The sequence below is a fragment of the Sphingomonas carotinifaciens genome (assembly GCF_009789535.1).
Taxonomy (GTDB): Bacteria; Pseudomonadota; Alphaproteobacteria; order Sphingomonadales; family Sphingomonadaceae; genus Sphingomonas; species Sphingomonas carotinifaciens.
This window is the reverse complement of the sequence record NZ_WSUT01000001.1, coordinates 308,670-325,360: the sequence shown is the minus strand read 5'-3', so window position 1 is coordinate 325,360 and position 16,691 is coordinate 308,670. Positions and strand designations below refer to the sequence as shown.

Sequence of the window (16,691 nt, the reverse complement as noted above, 5' to 3'; positions counted from 1 at the left end):
TCCGCAATGGCGCGCAGCACGACCCAATACATGATCTGGCGATAGACCAGCCGCTGCGCCACGAGCAGCAGGGCGGGGAAGCGCAGGCCGCGGCCGTCGAGCCGGTAGCCGACCCAGCCGCACACCATGTCGATCGTGGTGAAGGCGATCCAGTATAGCGCCATCGTGCCGACATCGCCGCTGGTCTGTGCCCAGCCATGCTGGCTGACGCGCAGGGCGGTCGTGACCACCGACACCAGCAGCGCCAGATCGATCAGCGGCGAGATGGCCGCAAAGACGATCTGGAACAGCCATGCCTGCGGCAGGCCGACCAGCGCGAGGCCGGAAGGCTTGCGGGTGCGCAGAATGGCGCGGTGCTTCCACAGGCATTGCAGCGTGCCGAACGCCCAGCGGAAGCGCTGCTTGGCAAGCGCGCGAAAGGATTCGGGGGCCTCGGTCCAGGCGACGGCTTGTGGATCGTAGGTGATGCGCCAGCCCGCGCGCTGGATGGCGATGGTCAGATCCTGATCCTCGGCGAGCGTATCCTCCGGATAGCCGCCCACCATGTCCAGCGCCGCGCGCCGCCATGCGCCGACGGCCCCGGGCACCACCGTCATCGCGTTGAACCCGGCCAGCGCGCGGCGTTCCAGATTCTGCGCGGTGATATATTCGACCGCCTGCCAGCGGGTGACGAGGTTGACGCGATTGCCGACGCGCGCGTCGCCCGCGACCGCACCGATGCGCGGGTCGGCAAACCAGCGTACCAGCCGCGCGATCGTTGCCGGCTCGAACTGCGTGTCGGCATCGAGCGCGATGACGATCTCGCCATCGGCCTCCAGCAAGGCGCGGTTCAGCGCGGCCGCCTTGCCGCCATTTTGCAGCGTTAGCAGCCGGACGCGCGGGTCCTGTGCGAAGGCCTGGGCGACGAGGGCGCTGGTACGGTCGCTCGAACCGTCGTCCGCGACGATGACTTGCAGGCCGGGATAGTCGCTGGCCAGCACGCGTGCGACCGAGGCGACGATGACGCGCTCCTCGTTAAAGGCGGGGATGACGACCGACACGCCGGGGGAGAAGTCGGGCGGGGTGACGCGGTGGCGGCGTGCCTGGAGGCGGGCCAGTATCGCCATCATCACCGCCCGCGCGATGCCGAGGGTGATGGCGACGTAGAACAGCCAGGCCAGCAGGGCCGACAGTCCGGCCAGCACCACGAAGATCGCGACGTCGGCGCGCACCGCCCACAGGTCGTGCCCGGCGACGCGCGGCATCGCCTGGGCGGGCGACACGCCGACCAGTTGCGAGGCGGTGACGAAGCGGTATCCCTTCGCCTTCAGCGCCGCGATGATGCGCGGCAGCGCCGCCACGGTCTGCGCGCGGTCGCCGCCGCCATCATGGAGCAGGATGACGTTGCCGCTGTTCTGCGCGGTCGCGTCGGCGACCTGGGTCAATACCTGATCGACGATGGCATCGGTGCCCGGCCGCTGCCAGTCATTGGGATCGACGTGGAGCCCGACCACGGTATAGCCCGCCTGCTGCGCCGCCAGCGCCGGCCCCAGTTCGTCGGTGGTGGTCGGTTCCGCATCGCCGAAATAGGGCGCGCGGAACAGCGTCATCGACCGTCCGGTATAGGCCTGTACCAGCCGCTGCGTCGCGTTCAGCTCCAGTTGCGTGCCGCGCGGCCCCAGTCGCGCCATGTTCGGATGGGTGTAGCTGTGGTTGCCGATCTCGTCCCCGTCGGCGACGATGCGGTTCAGCAGGGCGGGATGCGCCAGCGCATTCTCCCCCACCACGAAGAAGGTGGCGGGGACCTGCGCGGATTCCAGTTCGTCCAGGATGCGCGGCGTCCAGGTGCCGTCCGGGCCGTCGTCGAAGGTCAGCGCCAGCACCTTGGGGTCGCCCGCGCCGGTGCGGTGGACGACATAGGGCGTCGGCAGGGCGGCATAGCGTTCGTCCCGAATGATGCCCTGCGCATCGGTGCGGATCGTGCGGGCGCCGTCGCGCGGCGTGGCGGTGATGCGCAGGATCTCGCCCGAACCCTCGACATCGGTGTTGAGCAGCGCGGCCGGATGCGACAGGTCGGGGCGGGTGCCGGTGCGCATCGCCGCCAGGTCGGCGAAGAAGCCGGGATCCTCGCTGCCCAGCCGCCACAAGGCGACGTCGCCGATGCCGAGCCGCTTCAGCGCCTGCATCTCGTTCCAGCTGGTCGCGGCGTCGAGCATCCAGACGTCGTGACGCTGACCGTTATCGTCATAGGCGAAGGCGGCGTTGCCGCTGGCGGGATCGAAGCGGGGCACGGTGTCGCTGTCATGCGCGGCAAGCCAGGCCTCTTCGATAGACAGCGCATCGGTGTCGTCGCCGTGCCAGTCATAGGCATAGCTGCCGAGCGCCACCGCCAGCTTGTCGCCGGGAATGGCCCGGCGTGCGTCCTCGACCTGGCGGACGAACCAGTCCTGCCCGGCGATGGGGCCGGCCTGACCCCCCTCCCAATGCTGGTCATAGGCCATGAAGATGACCTTGTCCGACACCGCCGCCAAGGCCTTCAGCGGCCACCGCTCGTCCTCCGCCGGGGCGGTGACGGCCAAGATGCTGCCGGCGGGGAGCGCGGCATGCAGCTGGCGCAGGAAGGCGAGATAGGGCTGCATCGCGCTTGCGGGCAGCGCCTCCACATCCATGACCAGCCCGGCGACATGGCGCTGCGCCACGAACGCGGACAGGCGGGCGGCCAGCTTCGCGCGCGCCGACGGGTCGGCGAGCAGCCGCGCCGTGCCGGTGCCGTCCCATTCGTCGCCGCCGAAGTTCTGGACCATCGGCAGGACCTTGGGCGGATGCGGCAGGGCAGCCATGGTGCGTGCGAAGGCGGGATCGGCCGCGATCGTGAACCGGTGATCGGGCCCCGCCACGTTGACCAGCGAGGGCACCACCCAGTCGAGCGCGGCGATGTTGCGCCGCAGCGAGGCGAGGCTGGCATCGTCGCCGGGCACGTAGAAGCCGATGCTGAGCGGGGTCCGGTCGGCCGCCCCCCCGCGCCGCGGCAGCCATGCGGCCATGCCGTGGCGGTGCGGCTCGCCGCGCGCAGCGGCGGCGTGGGGGTGCGGAAAGGGCAGGGTCAGCTCGCGCCGGTGGGGCATCATCACCAACGTCGTCGCAAAGGCCAGCGCGGCGAGCACCACGACCACCAGCAGCGCGGCCAGCGCCCGGCGCGAGATCCGGCTGCGGCGACCGGTGGGATCGAAGAAGACGGGGGAGGACATGGCGCGTGAATTCCGGTGGCAGATGCGGATCAGGCGGCGATAGGGGATGCCGGGTGAGCGGACACTGGGCCGGAGATTACCGCTTGGTCATCTTGCCGCGGCGCCACGCTGCCGACCAGCAGCGACAGGTCGCGCAGCGCCTGGACCAGCGCCAGCCCGCGCGGCCCGGCGATGTAGCGCGGCTCCCAGCGGGGGGCGAACTTCTCCTTGTAGGCGCGTAGCCCGCGAAAGCCGTAGAAGCGTTCGCCATGCCGGAAGATCAGCGCCGCCGCCCGCGCCCATGCGGGCGCCAGCCGGCGTCCGGCGATGCCCGACAGCGGCGCGATGCCCAGCGAGAAGCGGGCGTAACGGCGCGCCATCGCCCAGTCGATGATGTGGTAGAACAGGAAGTCCATCGTACCATGCGGGGCATCGCTGCGGTGGCGCATCAGATCCACGGACGCTTCCCGGCCATTTGCGGTCAACCACAGATTGGCGAAGGCGACGATGCGGTCGCCCGCCATCGCCAGTGCGACATCGAACCGGCAGATATAGTCGCGGTCGAACCGGCCGAGGCTGAAGCCCTTTTCGGCATGCCCCTTGGCGCGCATCCATTCGTCGGACACCGCCTCCAGCGCATCCAGGATCACCGGCACCGCGCCCGCCGGCACGATCCGGAACGACAGGCCGCGGCGGGCGGCGGCGCGCTCCGCCTTGCGCAGCGAGCGCAGGCGCGGGGTCTCGAACGTCATGTCCGGCAGGTCGATGATCGCCTCCTCGCCATATTTGACGATGCTCAGGCCCATGCCGATCGCCAGGTCGAGAACGGGGGTGCTGATCTGATACAGCAGCAGCCGCCCCTGCGCCCGGTCGGCCATGTCACGGATGCGCCAGAGCAGCGCCGGCCAGGCGGCGGGGTCGCCGACCGGGTCGCCCATCACGACCCAAGTGGCGCCGCGCCGCTGGTACATCAGCATCGCCTGCCCGTCCTCGGACAGCAGGAACCGCTTGTCGCCGGTCAGCGCCAGCATGGCATCGGTGCGATCGGCCCCCGTCAGCACGTCGGCGATCGCCGCCGGGTCGACCGGCGTCTCCTCGACCACGGGGGCCGGACCCAGCCAGCGCCACAGGGTCACCGCCGCCAGCAACACCGCCGCCGCGAGCGTCGCCCGCAGGAAGCGCGGGGCATCGCCGGTCCATGCGAAGCGCCACCACAGCGCATCGTCATAGGGCACATGGCGATAGGCGAACAGGCCGATCCAGGCGATACCCGTCAACAGCGCGGCCAATGCGGCCAGCCATGCACCCGACAGCGGCGTCTGGGTCAGGGCGGTGTGGCGGTAGAAGGCCGCGCGGGTCCATTGCAGCAACCCGGCCAGCGACAGGCAGACCGCCGCCTCTTCATAGTCGATGCCCTTGCACAGCGAGAATATCGCACCCGCGATCAGCAAGACCCGCGCCGCGACGAACGCTCCGTCGAGCCGGCGATACAGGCCCGGCGCAAGCAGAAGCAGCCCGGTGCCGACCAGGCTGGCGGCGATATGGCTCGCCTCCATGAAGGGCAGCGGCACGATCGCGGCCAGGGCGCCCATGCGGGCATGCAGCGACGGCAGCGAGCCGGACAGCAACAGCAACGCGCCGCCAAGGGCGCTTGCCACCGCCATCAACGACGGTGCGATCCCGCCCGCGGCGTCACGCCCCTCGTGAAGCCACTGTGCAGCGCGGCGCCGGTGCCGCATCCCCTCGCGAAGGGCCAGCAGGGTGATCGCGGCGCCGAGCGGCACGAGGTAGTAGATCACCCGGTACGCCACCAACGCGGCAAGGGCGGTCGTCCGGTCGCCGGGCAGCACCGCCAGCACCACGGCCTCGAACACGCCGATGCCACCGGGTATGTGCGTCACCGCCGCAGCGACGATGCCTAGTGCATAGGCGAGGATGAAGGCGGGGAGCAGCCAGGGCGTCGCATCCGGCACCAGCACGAACAGCGCCGCGGCCGCAGCCGACGTGTCGAGCAGGGCGATGCCGATCTGAACCATGGCCTGGCCCACGGAGGGAAGTGGCAGGTGAAAGCGCCACAGCCGCAGCGGTCCGCGCGTTCGCGCGCACAGGCCGACCAGCAGCGCGGCCGCGGCGAGGATCAGGGTTCCGGCGAGGTGGAGCGTCGCCGGCGGGATCACGAGCCCGCCGACCGCCAGCGCGCCCGGCCGGACGAGCAGCGCGGCCCCCGCGATGATGACGATGCCCGTCCAGAAGGTCGCGCTCGCGACCGCGATCACGCGCGCGACATCGGGACCGTCCAGTCCCGCGCGGGTGTAGATGCGATAGCGTGCCGATCCGCCGGTCAGCAGCGAAAGCCCCAGATTGTGGCTGAGCGTGTAGCTGGTGAACGAGGCGAGCGCCGCGATCCGCCATGGTAGTGGCCGGCCGATGATGCGCAGCGCCAGCACGTCGTAAAAGGTCAGGGCAAGATAGCTGCCGGCGGTCAGCGCGATCGCCATCGCGATGCGGGCAGGCGCCAGCGCGTGCAGCGCCGCGCGCACCTGGGCAAAGGTGATCTGGCGCGTCAGCGCCTCCATCGCCGCAATCCCCAGCACCAACGTCGCGGCAATGGTCAGCGCGATGCGGTACCGGCGGACAAGCGCCAGCGGATCAGCCACGCGGGGCGTGATGGTCATGAACGGCGCTCCAGTCATCGCATGGTGCGATGCGACCGCAATAGGGTCGCCGAGCTTGCCGGCGGATCGACGCCGGATGAACATTCCGTCATCCGCGGCGCCGATCATCCGCCCCGGCGGATCGCTTGCCAGATCGTTGCGGACAATGCCGCGGCGTCATGGTGCAGATAATGGTCGCCCGGCAGGGTCACGCGGCGCACGTTACGGGCGTGGAGCAGCGGGCACAGGCTGTTCTCCTCCTGCGTGCCGTGGATGCAGGTGACCGGCAGCCAGTCGATGCTGCGCGCGCTGGGCAAGGCGGCGCGGTCCGGCGGGCCATCCAGAAAGCCGCCGGGCGTCGCCTTGAAGACGAGGGAATCGCCGGGCACCGCCAGGATGACCTGAACGATGCGCGGCCGCAGGCTCGCCGGCATCGTGGCGACGCCGAATTGCAGCATGTCGGCCCCGAAGGACTGGCCGGCAAGGACGACGCGCTGCACGCCGGGCAGTGCCAGCGCACGCCGGGTCGCCTCCACGATCAACATGCGCGCCTGTTCGGGCGTGCGGCGATGGGCAAAGGCGGTCAGGGAATTGATGGCAAGCACCGGCACGCCGCGGTCGGCGATCGCCTGTATCAGGTGCGGTGCCATGCCGGTGTTGGCCCCGGAGTCACCGGACAGGAAGACGGCCGCGACGCCGCGCTCACGCGCGGGTGCCGCCCCGGCGGCGGGAACCAGCCGATAAACGGGGCCGCCGAACCAGCCGATATATCCCAGATAGCCGATCGCCCCCAGCACCAGCGCCAGGCCGGCAAGCAGCATGACGAAACCGAACCGGCGGCGTGACGGGGTTTCCAACATGCGGCGCGCAAGGGGGGATGGCGATGGCATCGGCGACCTCCTCGATGGCGACGAGCCGGCGATGATCCCCCCCGTTGCAGCGGCTGCTGCCCGGGGAGAGGGGGAAGGGGAGCCGGGCCCTGCATGATCACGGCGATTAGGCAGGGCGCCTTATCAACAGGCTGGCGGGAAGATGATCTTTCGGTAATGTCGCGCCCGCCGCGTCCGGCTAGATCAATTCCGCCATCTCCACCACGCGGCGTTCGCGGGCGCTGATCTCGGCCGCAGTGCCAATCGCAACGGCGCGCAGGCCATCCTCGGCGGTGACGTGCACGGGGGCTTCGCCCCGCACCGCGGCCAGAAAGGCGGCATGCTGGTAATAGGTGGCGCCGTGGTGCGAGCCGGCACGCATCGCGGCATCGTCGACCGATATATGCGTGACCTCCGGCGTCTTGGGCGCAGGCCATTCGACACGGGGGCTGAACACCAGGTCGCCGGGCGGAATGAGCACGTCGAGCCGCGCCTTGTCACCGGTCGCGGAGATTTCCTCCTGATGTTCCGCACCCTCGGCGAACATGCACAGGTCCAGCATCGCGCGGACGCCGTTGGCGAAGTCCACCACGGTATAGCTGTTGTCGATGATGTCGGGTCGTTCACCGCCATAGCGTTCGTCCAGATGGTTCACGTCCGTCCCCCCGGAACAGAAGACCCGCACCGGCTCCGCCTGCACGATCAGGCGCATCAGGTCGAAGAAATGGCAGCATTTCTCCACCATCGTGCCGCCCGTATTGCGGGAGAAGCGGTTCCAGTCGCCGACCTTTTGAAGGAAGGGAAAGCGATGTTCGCGCATCGACAGCATCTGCAAGCGGCCGATGCGGCCGCCATGCACCTGTTCGATAAAGGCGGCGGCGGGCGGCATGTAGCGATATTCCATGCCGGTCCAGAATGGCGCGTCGCGGTCGGCGGTCTGCTCCACGATCCAGCGCGCATCCGCCATCGTCGTCGCCAGCGGCTTTTCGCACAGGATCGCAGCCCCGGTCGCGAACAGCGGCGCCAGCACGTCGCGGTGGGTATAGTTGGGGGAGGCGACCACCACCGCATCGACCCGCGCCTCGCGCGCGAAGCTGGCCACGTCGCCGAACGCCGCGACGGAGGCGGCACCCTCGCCAAGCGCGTCGCGCGCCCAGTCGAGGGACGTGGCCACCGGATCCACGATAGCTGCGACCTCGGCGCCGGGAAGAATTGCGATGTTGCGGATATGCTCCACGCCCATCATCCCGGTGCCGACGATGCCGTAGCGAACGGTTGAAGTCATAGCCGATTTCCTATTTACCTGATGGGCATATGCACAAGCTCCTTCCCGATCGCCAGCCCCGCCAACTCGGCAACAGCGACATTTCCGTCTCCCCCATCGCCTGGGGCATGTGGCGGCTGACGGGGGAGGTGGCGGCGGCCACGGCGCTCGTCCATGCCGCGCTGGATGCCGGAATCACCCTGTTCGACACCGCCGACATCTACGGTTTCGACGCGCCCGAGGGCTTTGGCGGCGCGGAGGCGATACTGGGCGAGGTGCTGGCCGCAGACAGGGGGCTGCGCGGCCGGATCGTGCTGGCCACCAAGGGTGGGATCACCCCACCGGTGCCCTATGATACGAGCGCCGACTATCTGGCGGCGGCGTGCGACGCCTCTCTGCGCCGCCTGCAGACCGATGTGATCGACCTGTACCAGATCCACCGCCGCGACTTCCTGACCCATCCGCAGGAGGTCGCCGCCGCGCTGACCCGGCTGGTCGAGGCGGGCAAGGTGCGCAGCGTCGGCGTGTCGAACCACAGCCCGGCGGAGCTGGGCGCGTTGCAGCGTTTCCTGAACCTGCCGATCGTATCGACGCAGCCCGAATTTTCGCCGCTGTGCGTCGCGCCCTTGTACGACGGCACGCTGGACCAGGCGATGGCGGCGAATGTTTCGGTGCTGGCCTGGTCGCCGCTGGGCGGAGGGCGGTTGACCGATACGGGGCATGCCGCAGGGGCGTTGCTGGCGGAGCAGGGTGCGGTCTACGGCGTCGATGCGGTCGCCGCGGCGCTGAGCTGGATCATGGTGCATCCGGCGCGGATCATTCCGATCGTCGGGTCGCAAAAGGCCGCTCGCATCCGCGCGTCCACCGACGCCTTCAAGGTCGAATGGGACCGGGAGCGCTGGTATGCGGTGATGCAGGCGGGCACCGGGGAGCGCCTGCCATGACCGCCGCGCTGCCCCCGTGCGAGGTAAGCTGGTTCTCCGCGCTGTGCGATGACGATTACGAGTTTCTGGGCGTGCCCGACGCCCGGCTGGCGTCCAGTTTCGAGCATTGTCGCGACATCGTGTTGCAGGCGGAAAGCGGAGGCTTCGACAATGTGCTGCTACCGTCGGGCTATGCGCTGGGGATCGACACCACCGCCTTTGCCGCAGGGATGGCGGCACTGGTCACGCGTATCCGCCTGCTGATGGCGGTGCGGATCGGCGAAAGCTGGCCGCCGCAACTGGCGCGCCAGATCGCCACGATCGACCGGATGCTGGGCGGACGCCTGACGGTGAACATCATTTCCAGCGACCTGCCCGGCCAGACGCTGGAAAGCGCCCCGCGCTACCGCCGCACGGTGGAGGCCATGCACATCCTGCGCACGCTGCTGAACGGCGAGCCCCTGCGCCATGACGGCGAGTTCTGGCAACTGGATGTCGCGCCGCCGCGCGTGACGACGGTGTCCGGCCGCTGCCCGTCCTTCTACTTCGGCGGCCTGTCGCCCGCGGCCCGCGATGCCGCGGCGGCAGGGGCGGACGTCTATCTGATGTGGCCCGATACGATGGCGGGCGTGCGCGGCATCGTCGCGGACCTGCGCGCGCGCGCCGCGGCGCGGGGCCGTACGCTGAAATTCGGCTACCGCGTCCATGTCGTGGTGCGCGAGACGGAGGCCAAGGCACGCCGGGCTGCGGAACGCCTGGTGTCGAAGCTGGATGCCGATACGGGGGCGGCCATCCGCGCCAAGTCGCTGGACAGCCAGTCGGCCGGCGTCGCACGGCAGGCCGAACTGCGCGAGCAAGCGGCGCGGCAGGACGGCTATGTCGAGGATAATCTGTGGACCGGGATCGGCCGGGCGCGCTCGGGCTGCGGCGCGGCGATCGTCGGCGATCCCGATCAGGTGCTCGCCAAGCTGAACGCGTACCGGGCGGAGGGGATCGAGGCGTTCATCCTGTCCGGCTACCCGCACGCGGCGGAGGCGGACCTGTTCGCGCGCCACGTGCTGCCGCACCTCGATCACGCGCCGCTGCAGCCTTGACCTCTTCGCTTTCGCGCTCGCGCGCCTGGCTGCTGTTCGCGCTGCTCTGCGCGGCGGGCATCTTCAACGCGATGGACCGGCCGATCATCGCCATCCTGAAACCCGACATGTCGGCGGAGTTCGGGTGGAGCGATGCCGATTTCGGGCGGCTGGCGGCGGTGACGCAGTTTGCCGCGGCGCTATCCTACCTGTTCACCGGCTGGATGATCGACCGGCTGGGCGTGCGCCGGTCGATGGTGGCGGGCGTCACCGCCTGGAGCCTGGCGGCTGCGGTGCATGGCTGGGCGATGACCGGGTGGCAGGTGGTCGCCGCGCGCGTCGGCCTGGGCGCGACCGAGGCGGTGCAGACGCCACTGACCATCAAGACGGTGGCGACCTTGTTCGGCCCCAGGCTGCGGTCGCTGGCGATCGGGGCCGGCACGCTGATCGGCGCGGCGGGCACGATCACCTTGCCCTTCTTCATCCCCGTGCTGGCCGCAGCCTGGGGCTGGCGGGGCGCGCTGATCTTTGCGGGGGCCGGGGGGTTCGTCGTGCTGGCGCTGTGGTGGATCGCGGCGCGCGGCGTGGTGTTCGACGATGCTGCCGAGGATCCCGCATTGGACTATGCGGACGGCGCGGCGCCCTATGGCCCGATCCTGCTGGAGCGGCGGACCTGGGCGATCGTCGTCGCCAAGGCGCTGTCCGATGCGACGTGGTGGCTGTTGAACTTCTGGCTGCCCGATTTCTATCGTCGCGAGCTGGGGCTTTCCACCGAGCAACTCGGTCTGCCGCTGGCGATCGCGTTCCTGGGATCGGGGCTGGGCGCCTTGCTGGCGGGATGGGTGTCCGGGCGGTTGATGGCGCGGGGCTGGGCGCCCGCGCGGGTGCGCGCCGCGGTGATGCTGGTCTCCGCACTGGTCGTGGCGCCGGTGCCGGTCATCCTGCGCATCGACAGCTATTGGGCGGTGACGGTGATGATGGGGCTGGTGCTGGCCGGGCATCAGGGTTTCTCGCTCAGCATCTTCGGCACGATCACCGATGTGGTGCCACGCAGCAAGGTCGGCCGGGTGACCGCGTTCGGCGCGTTCTGCGGCAATCTGGGCGGCGTCGCGATCGTGTGGGTGACGGGCGCGGTGCTGAGCGCGGGTGGGGGCTATACGCCGCTGTTCGTATTCGCAGGCGCGTCCTATCTGCTGGGATTTGCGTGGCTGCGCATGATGATGCCCGCCGTCCCCCGCGCTAAAGCCTGATCAACCCGCCATGAAGTAAAGCCATATTCCCATTTCACCGGTGGGATATACAAGCTACCCCCGAAACAATGATGCCGGGGAGCCTGTCCATGAACCATCTTTTCACCCGCGCCGCGACCGCCGCGCTGGTCGCCGCGTTCGCCAGCCCCGCCGCGGCGCAGGATGCCACGCCGGAGACGCCCCAGGCCGAGCAGCGCAGCGGCGATATCGTCGTCACCGCGCAGAAGCGCGAGGAGCGGTTGCAGGACGTGCCGGTCGCGGTGTCGGTGATCGGCGGCGACCTGATCGCGCGACAGGGCGGCATCAACCTGGAAAGCGCGCAATATCTGGTTCCCACGCTCAACTTCCGCAAATCGGGGACGAGCATCAACCAGTCGCTGTTCCTGCGCGGCGTCGGCACCTCCACCTTTTCGATCGCGGGCGAGCCGTCGGTGTCCACGGTGGTGGACGGCGTGGTCTACAGCCGCGCCGGCGAGGCGTTCAGCGACCTTGTCGATATCGAGCGGATCGAGGTGCTGCGCGGGCCGCAGGGCACGCTGTTCGGCAAGAACGCGTCGGCGGGCGTCATCAACATCGTCAGCCGCAAGCCGGGGCGCGACCTGTCTGGCTATGCGGAAGGCGGCTTCTTCTTCGACAATGGCAACGAATATCGCGCCCGCGCCGCGATCGACGTGCCGCTGGGCGAGCGGGTGGCGAGCCGCGTCACCGGCTTCTACAGCAAATATGACGGCAACCTGTTCAACGAGGCGCCCAATGTCGATCGCCGCGTCAACGGCTATGAGCGCTGGGGCGTGCGCGGCATCGTCGTCGCCGATCCGACACCGGACCTGACGATCACGCTGATCGGCGATTATCGCAAGGCCGATGATGACTGCTGCGCGGAGGTGATCGGGACGACCCCCAACAATCTCGCCGCGCAGATCCTTCCCACGCCCCTGGGCAACCGCACGCGCCGGGTGCGCCAGAATCTGGTGACCGCGACCAGTGAGGAAAGCTATGGTGGCTCGCTCCAGATCGATGCGACGCTGGGCCGAAACACGCTCACCTCGATCACCGCATGGCGCCGTTACGACAATACCGAAATCCGCGACGGCGACTGGCTGGCGCAACCCTATGCCAATGCCGGGCTGAACGAGCTCCACGATTTCGGGCCGCAGGTGGGCCGCACCTTCACGCAGGAGGTTCGGATCACGTCGCCGAGCGGCGGGCTGGTCGATTATGTCGGCGGCGTCTTCTACAGCTGGGCGGATACGGAGCGTACCTTCCGCCGCGACGTCACGCTGTGCGCGCCGAACGCTGCGGTGCTGACCGGATGCGATGCGCCCGGCGTCACCGTGACGCGGCCGACGGGCACCGCGAATTTCGGGTCGACCTTCAAGAACCTCGCCGCGTTCGGGCGCTTCACCGTCAATGTCAGCGAGCGGTTGCGCCTGCTCGGCGGTATCCGCTTCACCCATGACCAGTTGAACGTCTTCCACATCCGGCAGACCGCCCTGACCGGGCCGGGTATCCAGCCCAATTTCGACCAGGGCGTGTACGACCGCTACGTCTCGCTGGTCACGAACGGCGTGGCGCCGACAACGGCCCAGACGCAGGCGGTGGTTGCCGCCAACGGCATCCCCTTCACCACCAAGACGACCAACGACAACTGGTCGGGCATGGCCGGCGCGCAGTTCGACCTGTCGCACGACCACACCGTCTACGCCACCTGGACGCGTGGCTATAAGGGCCCGGCCTACAACATCTTCTACAATCTGGCGGGCACCGGCACCAATGTCATCGAACCGGAAACGGTCGACAGCTACGAGGCGGGGATCAAGAACACGCTGTTCGGTGGCAAGCTGGTGTTGAACCTGGCCGCCTATTACGCGCGCTACGACAATTTTCAGGCGAACAACCCGGATGTGGTGGCCGGCGTCCTCGTCACCCGCTTCACCAATGCCGGGCGCATTTCCACGAGGGGTGGCGAGCTGGACCTGATCTGGAACCCGGCGCGCGACGTGTCGCTGTCGGGTGGGCTGGCCTATACCGATGCGCATGTCGACCGGTTCCGCCAGCCGACCGGCACCGTCACCGGCGTGATCGCGCCCGGCACGCGGCTGGCCTATGCGCCGGAATGGAAGGCGTCGCTGGCCGGCGACTGGCGGATCCGCACCGGCGGAGCGGTCGATTTCGGGCTGAACGCGCAAGGATCGTGGCAGTCCGACCAGATCAGCCAGTTCGATGCCTCGCCCGCGATCCGGCAGGCGACGACGATCGGCGATTATGCCTTGGTCGATCTCGGCGTTGCGCTGATCGACGCGCGGGATCGCTTCCGGCTGGGCTTTCAGGTGAAGAACCTGTTCGATCAGAGCTTCGCCGCATCGATCACCAGCGGCGGGCCGGGCGGCAGCTATCGCTACATCATCCCGCGCGAGGCGGATCGCTATTTCGGGGTGATCGGCCGGATCGGCTTCTGACGACCGGGTTTGTCGGAAACCTCATGCACGTTGGCGCGGGCCGGCGCACGCTGGCCTATCGCCCGTGCCATGACGATCGATATCCGGACATGGGCGCATGGCTGACCCCTCGCTTCGCAATTGCCACATCCTTGTTGTCGAGGATGAGTATATGCTCGCCGACGAGCTTTGCATGGAGCTGGAAGACGCCGGTGCCGTCGTGCTGGGACCGGTGGGCAGCATCCGCGATGCAGAGGCGCTGATCCGGGCGAGCGATGCCATCCATGGCGGCATTCTCGACGTGAATCTGGACGGGGACATGGTGTTCGCCGCGGCAGACCTGCTGGCCGAACGCGGCGTGCCCTTCGTGTTCACCACCGGCTATGACCGATCGGTGATCCCGGAGCGTTTCGACGGCGTCGTGCAATGCGAAAAGCCGATCAACCTCCGGATCGTGACGCAGGCGATCGGGCGCGTGATCCACGGCTGAACGGCGGAGCGCAGGCGGTCGCTACCCGTCGGCGACGGTGGCGGAGACCGCGATGCTGATCGTGCAACGCACCCCGTCCTCCTCCAGTGCGTAGCTGGTCCGGGCCTTGAGCTGATAAGGCAGGGCCCGTTCGATGAGTTCGCGGCCCTGGCCGGAGCCATGGGGCGCGGTGCCCGGATCGGGCATGACGACACCGTGTTCGCGCCAGTCGATATGCAGCCACGGCCGATCGCCCTCGCCATTGGCCTCGAAACGCCAGGAAAGGACCAGTTGACCCTCCGGCTGATGCAGCGCGCCGTATTTGGCGGCGTTGGTCGCCAGTTCGTGCAGCGCCATCGCCAGCGTCTGCACTGTGCCGGAGCGCAGGCGAATGCCCGCAGGGCCGTCCAGCACGACCCGTTCCGGCCCGGCATCCGGCACCCCCAGCGCGGTCAGTTCGGTGCGCACCAGTTCGTCAAAGGTTACCCGGTCATGCTCGTCCAGCCGCGACAGCAATCCCTGCACGCGCGCCAGGGCCTCCAGCCGGTCGCGAAACTTCTCGCGGAAATCGCCGAGATCGGCGGCACGGCGCATCGTCTTGTCCGCCATGGAGCGGACGACGGCGATCAGGTTGCGGGTGCGATGCTGCAACTCGGCGACCAGCACGGTCTGCCGCCCCTCCCATTGCCGGCGCTGGGTGACGTCCTGTCCCACCTTCAGATAGCCGAGCGGCTCTGCACCGTCGCCGCGCAGCGGGCGGGTCGATCCCTCGATGAACACGCGCCGGCCGTCCTTGCGCCGGTGCCAGCGCACATTGGCGGCAAAGCCGGTGTCGCGCGCCTCCGCCAGTTCGGCGTCAGGCACGCCGGCGTCGCGATCCTCGGGCACGAAGGTGATGGCGGCATGCCGGCCGACCGCTTCCGCGGCGCTCCATCCGAACACCGCCTCGGCACCGCGCGGCCACGTCTCGATCCGCCCCTCCCCATCGGTGGTGAAGATCGCATAGTCCAGCACGCTGTCCAGGATCGCGCGGTGGCGCTCCTCGCTTTCGCGCAGGCGATCCTCGGCGGTCTTGCGTTCGGAAATGTCGCGGAAATACACCGAAAGGCCGTCCGCGGCCGGGTAGATGGTCAGATCGATCCAGTGCCCCCGGATCGCCGAGCCCGTCTCCATCCGGACGACCTCGCGCGTCTCCGCCGCGCGCAGGTGGGCGTCATGCGCCTGGGGCTCGAACGTCGCCGGAAAGGCTTCCCACAGATTGAGGCCGAGCAGGTCGCGGCGCGAGCGGCCCCAGATTTCTTCCGCCTTGCGGTTGATATAGGTGAGCCGCCACTGCGCATCGACCGCGTAGAATGCGTCGGAGATGCTTTCCAGTATCTCGCGGTTGCGCGCCGCCAATATCTGCAGGGCGATCTGCGCGCTGCGTTCCTGCGTCACGTCCTGCAATACGGCGACGCCGCCGGTGACGGTGTCGCCCGCCATCATCGGCACCGCGGTGACACGCAACCAGCGCTCGCCGTCAACCCCCGACATGGCGGAAGTCGACCGGAACGGTGGTTCTTTCCCCGCGCAGTGCGCGGGCACCGGGATAGTCCTGCTCTGCCACGGCATCGCCTTGCGCGTCGAACGCCTGCCAATGCTGCCCCTCCACCGGATCGCATGAAGGTATGCGGTCGCCGATCAGGTGCTGCAATTGCGGGTTCTTCAGCGTGAAGCGCCCGTCGGTATCGAACAGGCCGACGCCGATCGGCACCTGGTCCAGAATGCTGGCCAGGCGCAGCTCGCTTTCCTGGAGGGCCGCATCCACCCGCTTGCGCGCGGTGACGTCCTGCCCGATCTTCATGAAGCCGGCGATCGATCCGTCGTCGTGCCGGAGCGCGGTCGTCTGGCCGTTGATGAAGACGCGGCTGCCATCCTTGCGGCAATGCCAGCGCGTATCCGGCGCCCGGCCGTCGCGGCGCGCCACGCCCATTTCCCATTGCGGCACGCCCGCGGCGCGGTCCTCCGGCGTGAACAGCATGGCGTCGGACTGGCCGATCGCCTCTGCCTCCGTCCAGCCAAACACCGCCTGCGCGCCGGGCAACCAGCCGTCGATCCGGCCATCGGCGTCGGTGAAGACCAGCGCATAGTCTTGCGCATTCTCGACGATCAACCGGTTGAGCGTGGTGGCCCGCTCCAGCGCGCGCGCCTTGTCCAGCCGGTCGATCACCGGGCCGAGCGCGATCGCCCACAGGCGCAGGAACTGCATGTCCGCCGGATCGAACGGGCGGGCCACATCCGGCTCGACCCGCAACACGCCATAGAGCCTGCGTCCCGGCAGAAGGATCGGCACCTCGACCGACCCGCTTGTGTCGGCTTCGCCTTTCACGATCGTCGCCGTCGCAGCCCGCAGAGCGCCGGCGATCAGGCGGCTTGCCTCTTCCAAGATGATCGGCAGATCGTCGCAATCCAGCACGAAATCGCCGAAATCGACCAGGGCCTGTTGGCGTTCGAGTGTGTGCGCCGGTTCAGCCATCGCGCCTCTTACGACGCGTGCGGGTGATCG

11 protein-coding genes are annotated in these 16,691 nt (G+C 68.9%); 5 read left to right on the top strand and 6 right to left on the bottom strand.

Annotated features, from left to right (window positions below; all coding sequences use genetic code 11):
* The 4 genes from GQR91_RS01360 to GQR91_RS01345 all read right to left on the bottom strand — a co-directional run.
* A partial coding sequence (locus GQR91_RS01360) for a glycosyltransferase (protein WP_164727719.1) occupies nt 1–3,227 on the bottom strand: 3,227 nt, incomplete at its 3' end.
* Between the two features lie 29 nt (nt 3,228–3,256).
* Nucleotides 3,257–5,881, bottom strand: a complete 2,625-nt coding sequence (mprF, locus tag GQR91_RS01355; protein WP_149682522.1) for a bifunctional lysylphosphatidylglycerol flippase/synthetase MprF — start codon at nt 5,879–5,881, stop codon at nt 3,257–3,259.
* A gap of 104 nt (nt 5,882–5,985) precedes the next feature.
* Nucleotides 5,986–6,750 carry an AcvB/VirJ family lysyl-phosphatidylglycerol hydrolase gene (locus GQR91_RS01350; protein ID WP_149682523.1) on the bottom strand — a complete coding sequence of 255 codons (765 nt, stop codon included), beginning with the start codon at nt 6,748–6,750 and terminating at the stop codon, nt 5,986–5,988.
* Nucleotides 6,751–6,928: 178 nt separating this feature from the next.
* Entirely contained in the window at nt 6,929–8,014 is a 1,086-nt protein-coding gene (locus GQR91_RS01345; protein ID WP_149682524.1) for a Gfo/Idh/MocA family protein, read from the bottom strand.
* A gap of 29 nt (nt 8,015–8,043) precedes the next feature.
* On the opposite strand from GQR91_RS01345, the gene GQR91_RS01340 reads away from it, so the two are divergent.
* The 5 genes from GQR91_RS01340 (at nt 8,044) to GQR91_RS01320 (ending at nt 14,167) form a co-directional block, all read left to right on the top strand.
* The gene (locus GQR91_RS01340) at nt 8,044–8,937 is read left to right on the top strand and encodes an aldo/keto reductase (protein ID WP_235904041.1); all 894 of its coding nucleotides are present in this window, start codon (nt 8,044–8,046) and stop codon (nt 8,935–8,937) included.
* The gene (locus tag GQR91_RS01335; protein WP_149682525.1) at nt 8,934–10,010 is read left to right on the top strand and encodes an LLM class flavin-dependent oxidoreductase; all 1,077 of its coding nucleotides are present in this window, start codon (nt 8,934–8,936) and stop codon (nt 10,008–10,010) included. The genes GQR91_RS01340 and GQR91_RS01335 overlap by 4 nt, the downstream gene beginning before the upstream one ends.
* On the top strand, nt 10,007–11,239 hold the full coding sequence (locus GQR91_RS01330; protein ID WP_112383032.1) for an MFS transporter: 1,233 nt from the start codon (nt 10,007–10,009) through the stop codon (nt 11,237–11,239). The genes GQR91_RS01335 and GQR91_RS01330 overlap by 4 nt, the downstream gene beginning before the upstream one ends.
* An 89-nt stretch (nt 11,240–11,328) precedes the next feature.
* The gene (locus GQR91_RS01325) at nt 11,329–13,698 is read left to right on the top strand and encodes a TonB-dependent receptor (protein WP_149682526.1); all 2,370 of its coding nucleotides are present in this window, start codon (nt 11,329–11,331) and stop codon (nt 13,696–13,698) included.
* A 97-nt stretch (nt 13,699–13,795) separates the two neighbouring features.
* Nucleotides 13,796–14,167, top strand: a complete 372-nt coding sequence (locus tag GQR91_RS01320) for a response regulator (RefSeq protein ID WP_112383033.1) — start codon at nt 13,796–13,798, stop codon at nt 14,165–14,167.
* Between the two features lie 21 nt (nt 14,168–14,188).
* On the opposite strand, the gene GQR91_RS01315 is transcribed toward GQR91_RS01320, so the two are convergent.
* Nucleotides 14,189–15,679 carry a sensor histidine kinase gene (locus tag GQR91_RS01315; RefSeq protein ID WP_160146776.1) on the bottom strand — a complete coding sequence of 497 codons (1,491 nt, stop codon included), beginning with the start codon at nt 15,677–15,679 and terminating at the stop codon, nt 14,189–14,191.
* Nucleotides 15,666–16,661 carry a PAS domain S-box protein gene (locus GQR91_RS01310; RefSeq protein ID WP_149682528.1) on the bottom strand — a complete coding sequence of 332 codons (996 nt, stop codon included), beginning with the start codon at nt 16,659–16,661 and terminating at the stop codon, nt 15,666–15,668. Before GQR91_RS01310 ends, GQR91_RS01315 begins: the two co-directional genes overlap by 14 nt.
* Between the last annotated feature and the right edge of the window lie 30 nt (nt 16,662–16,691).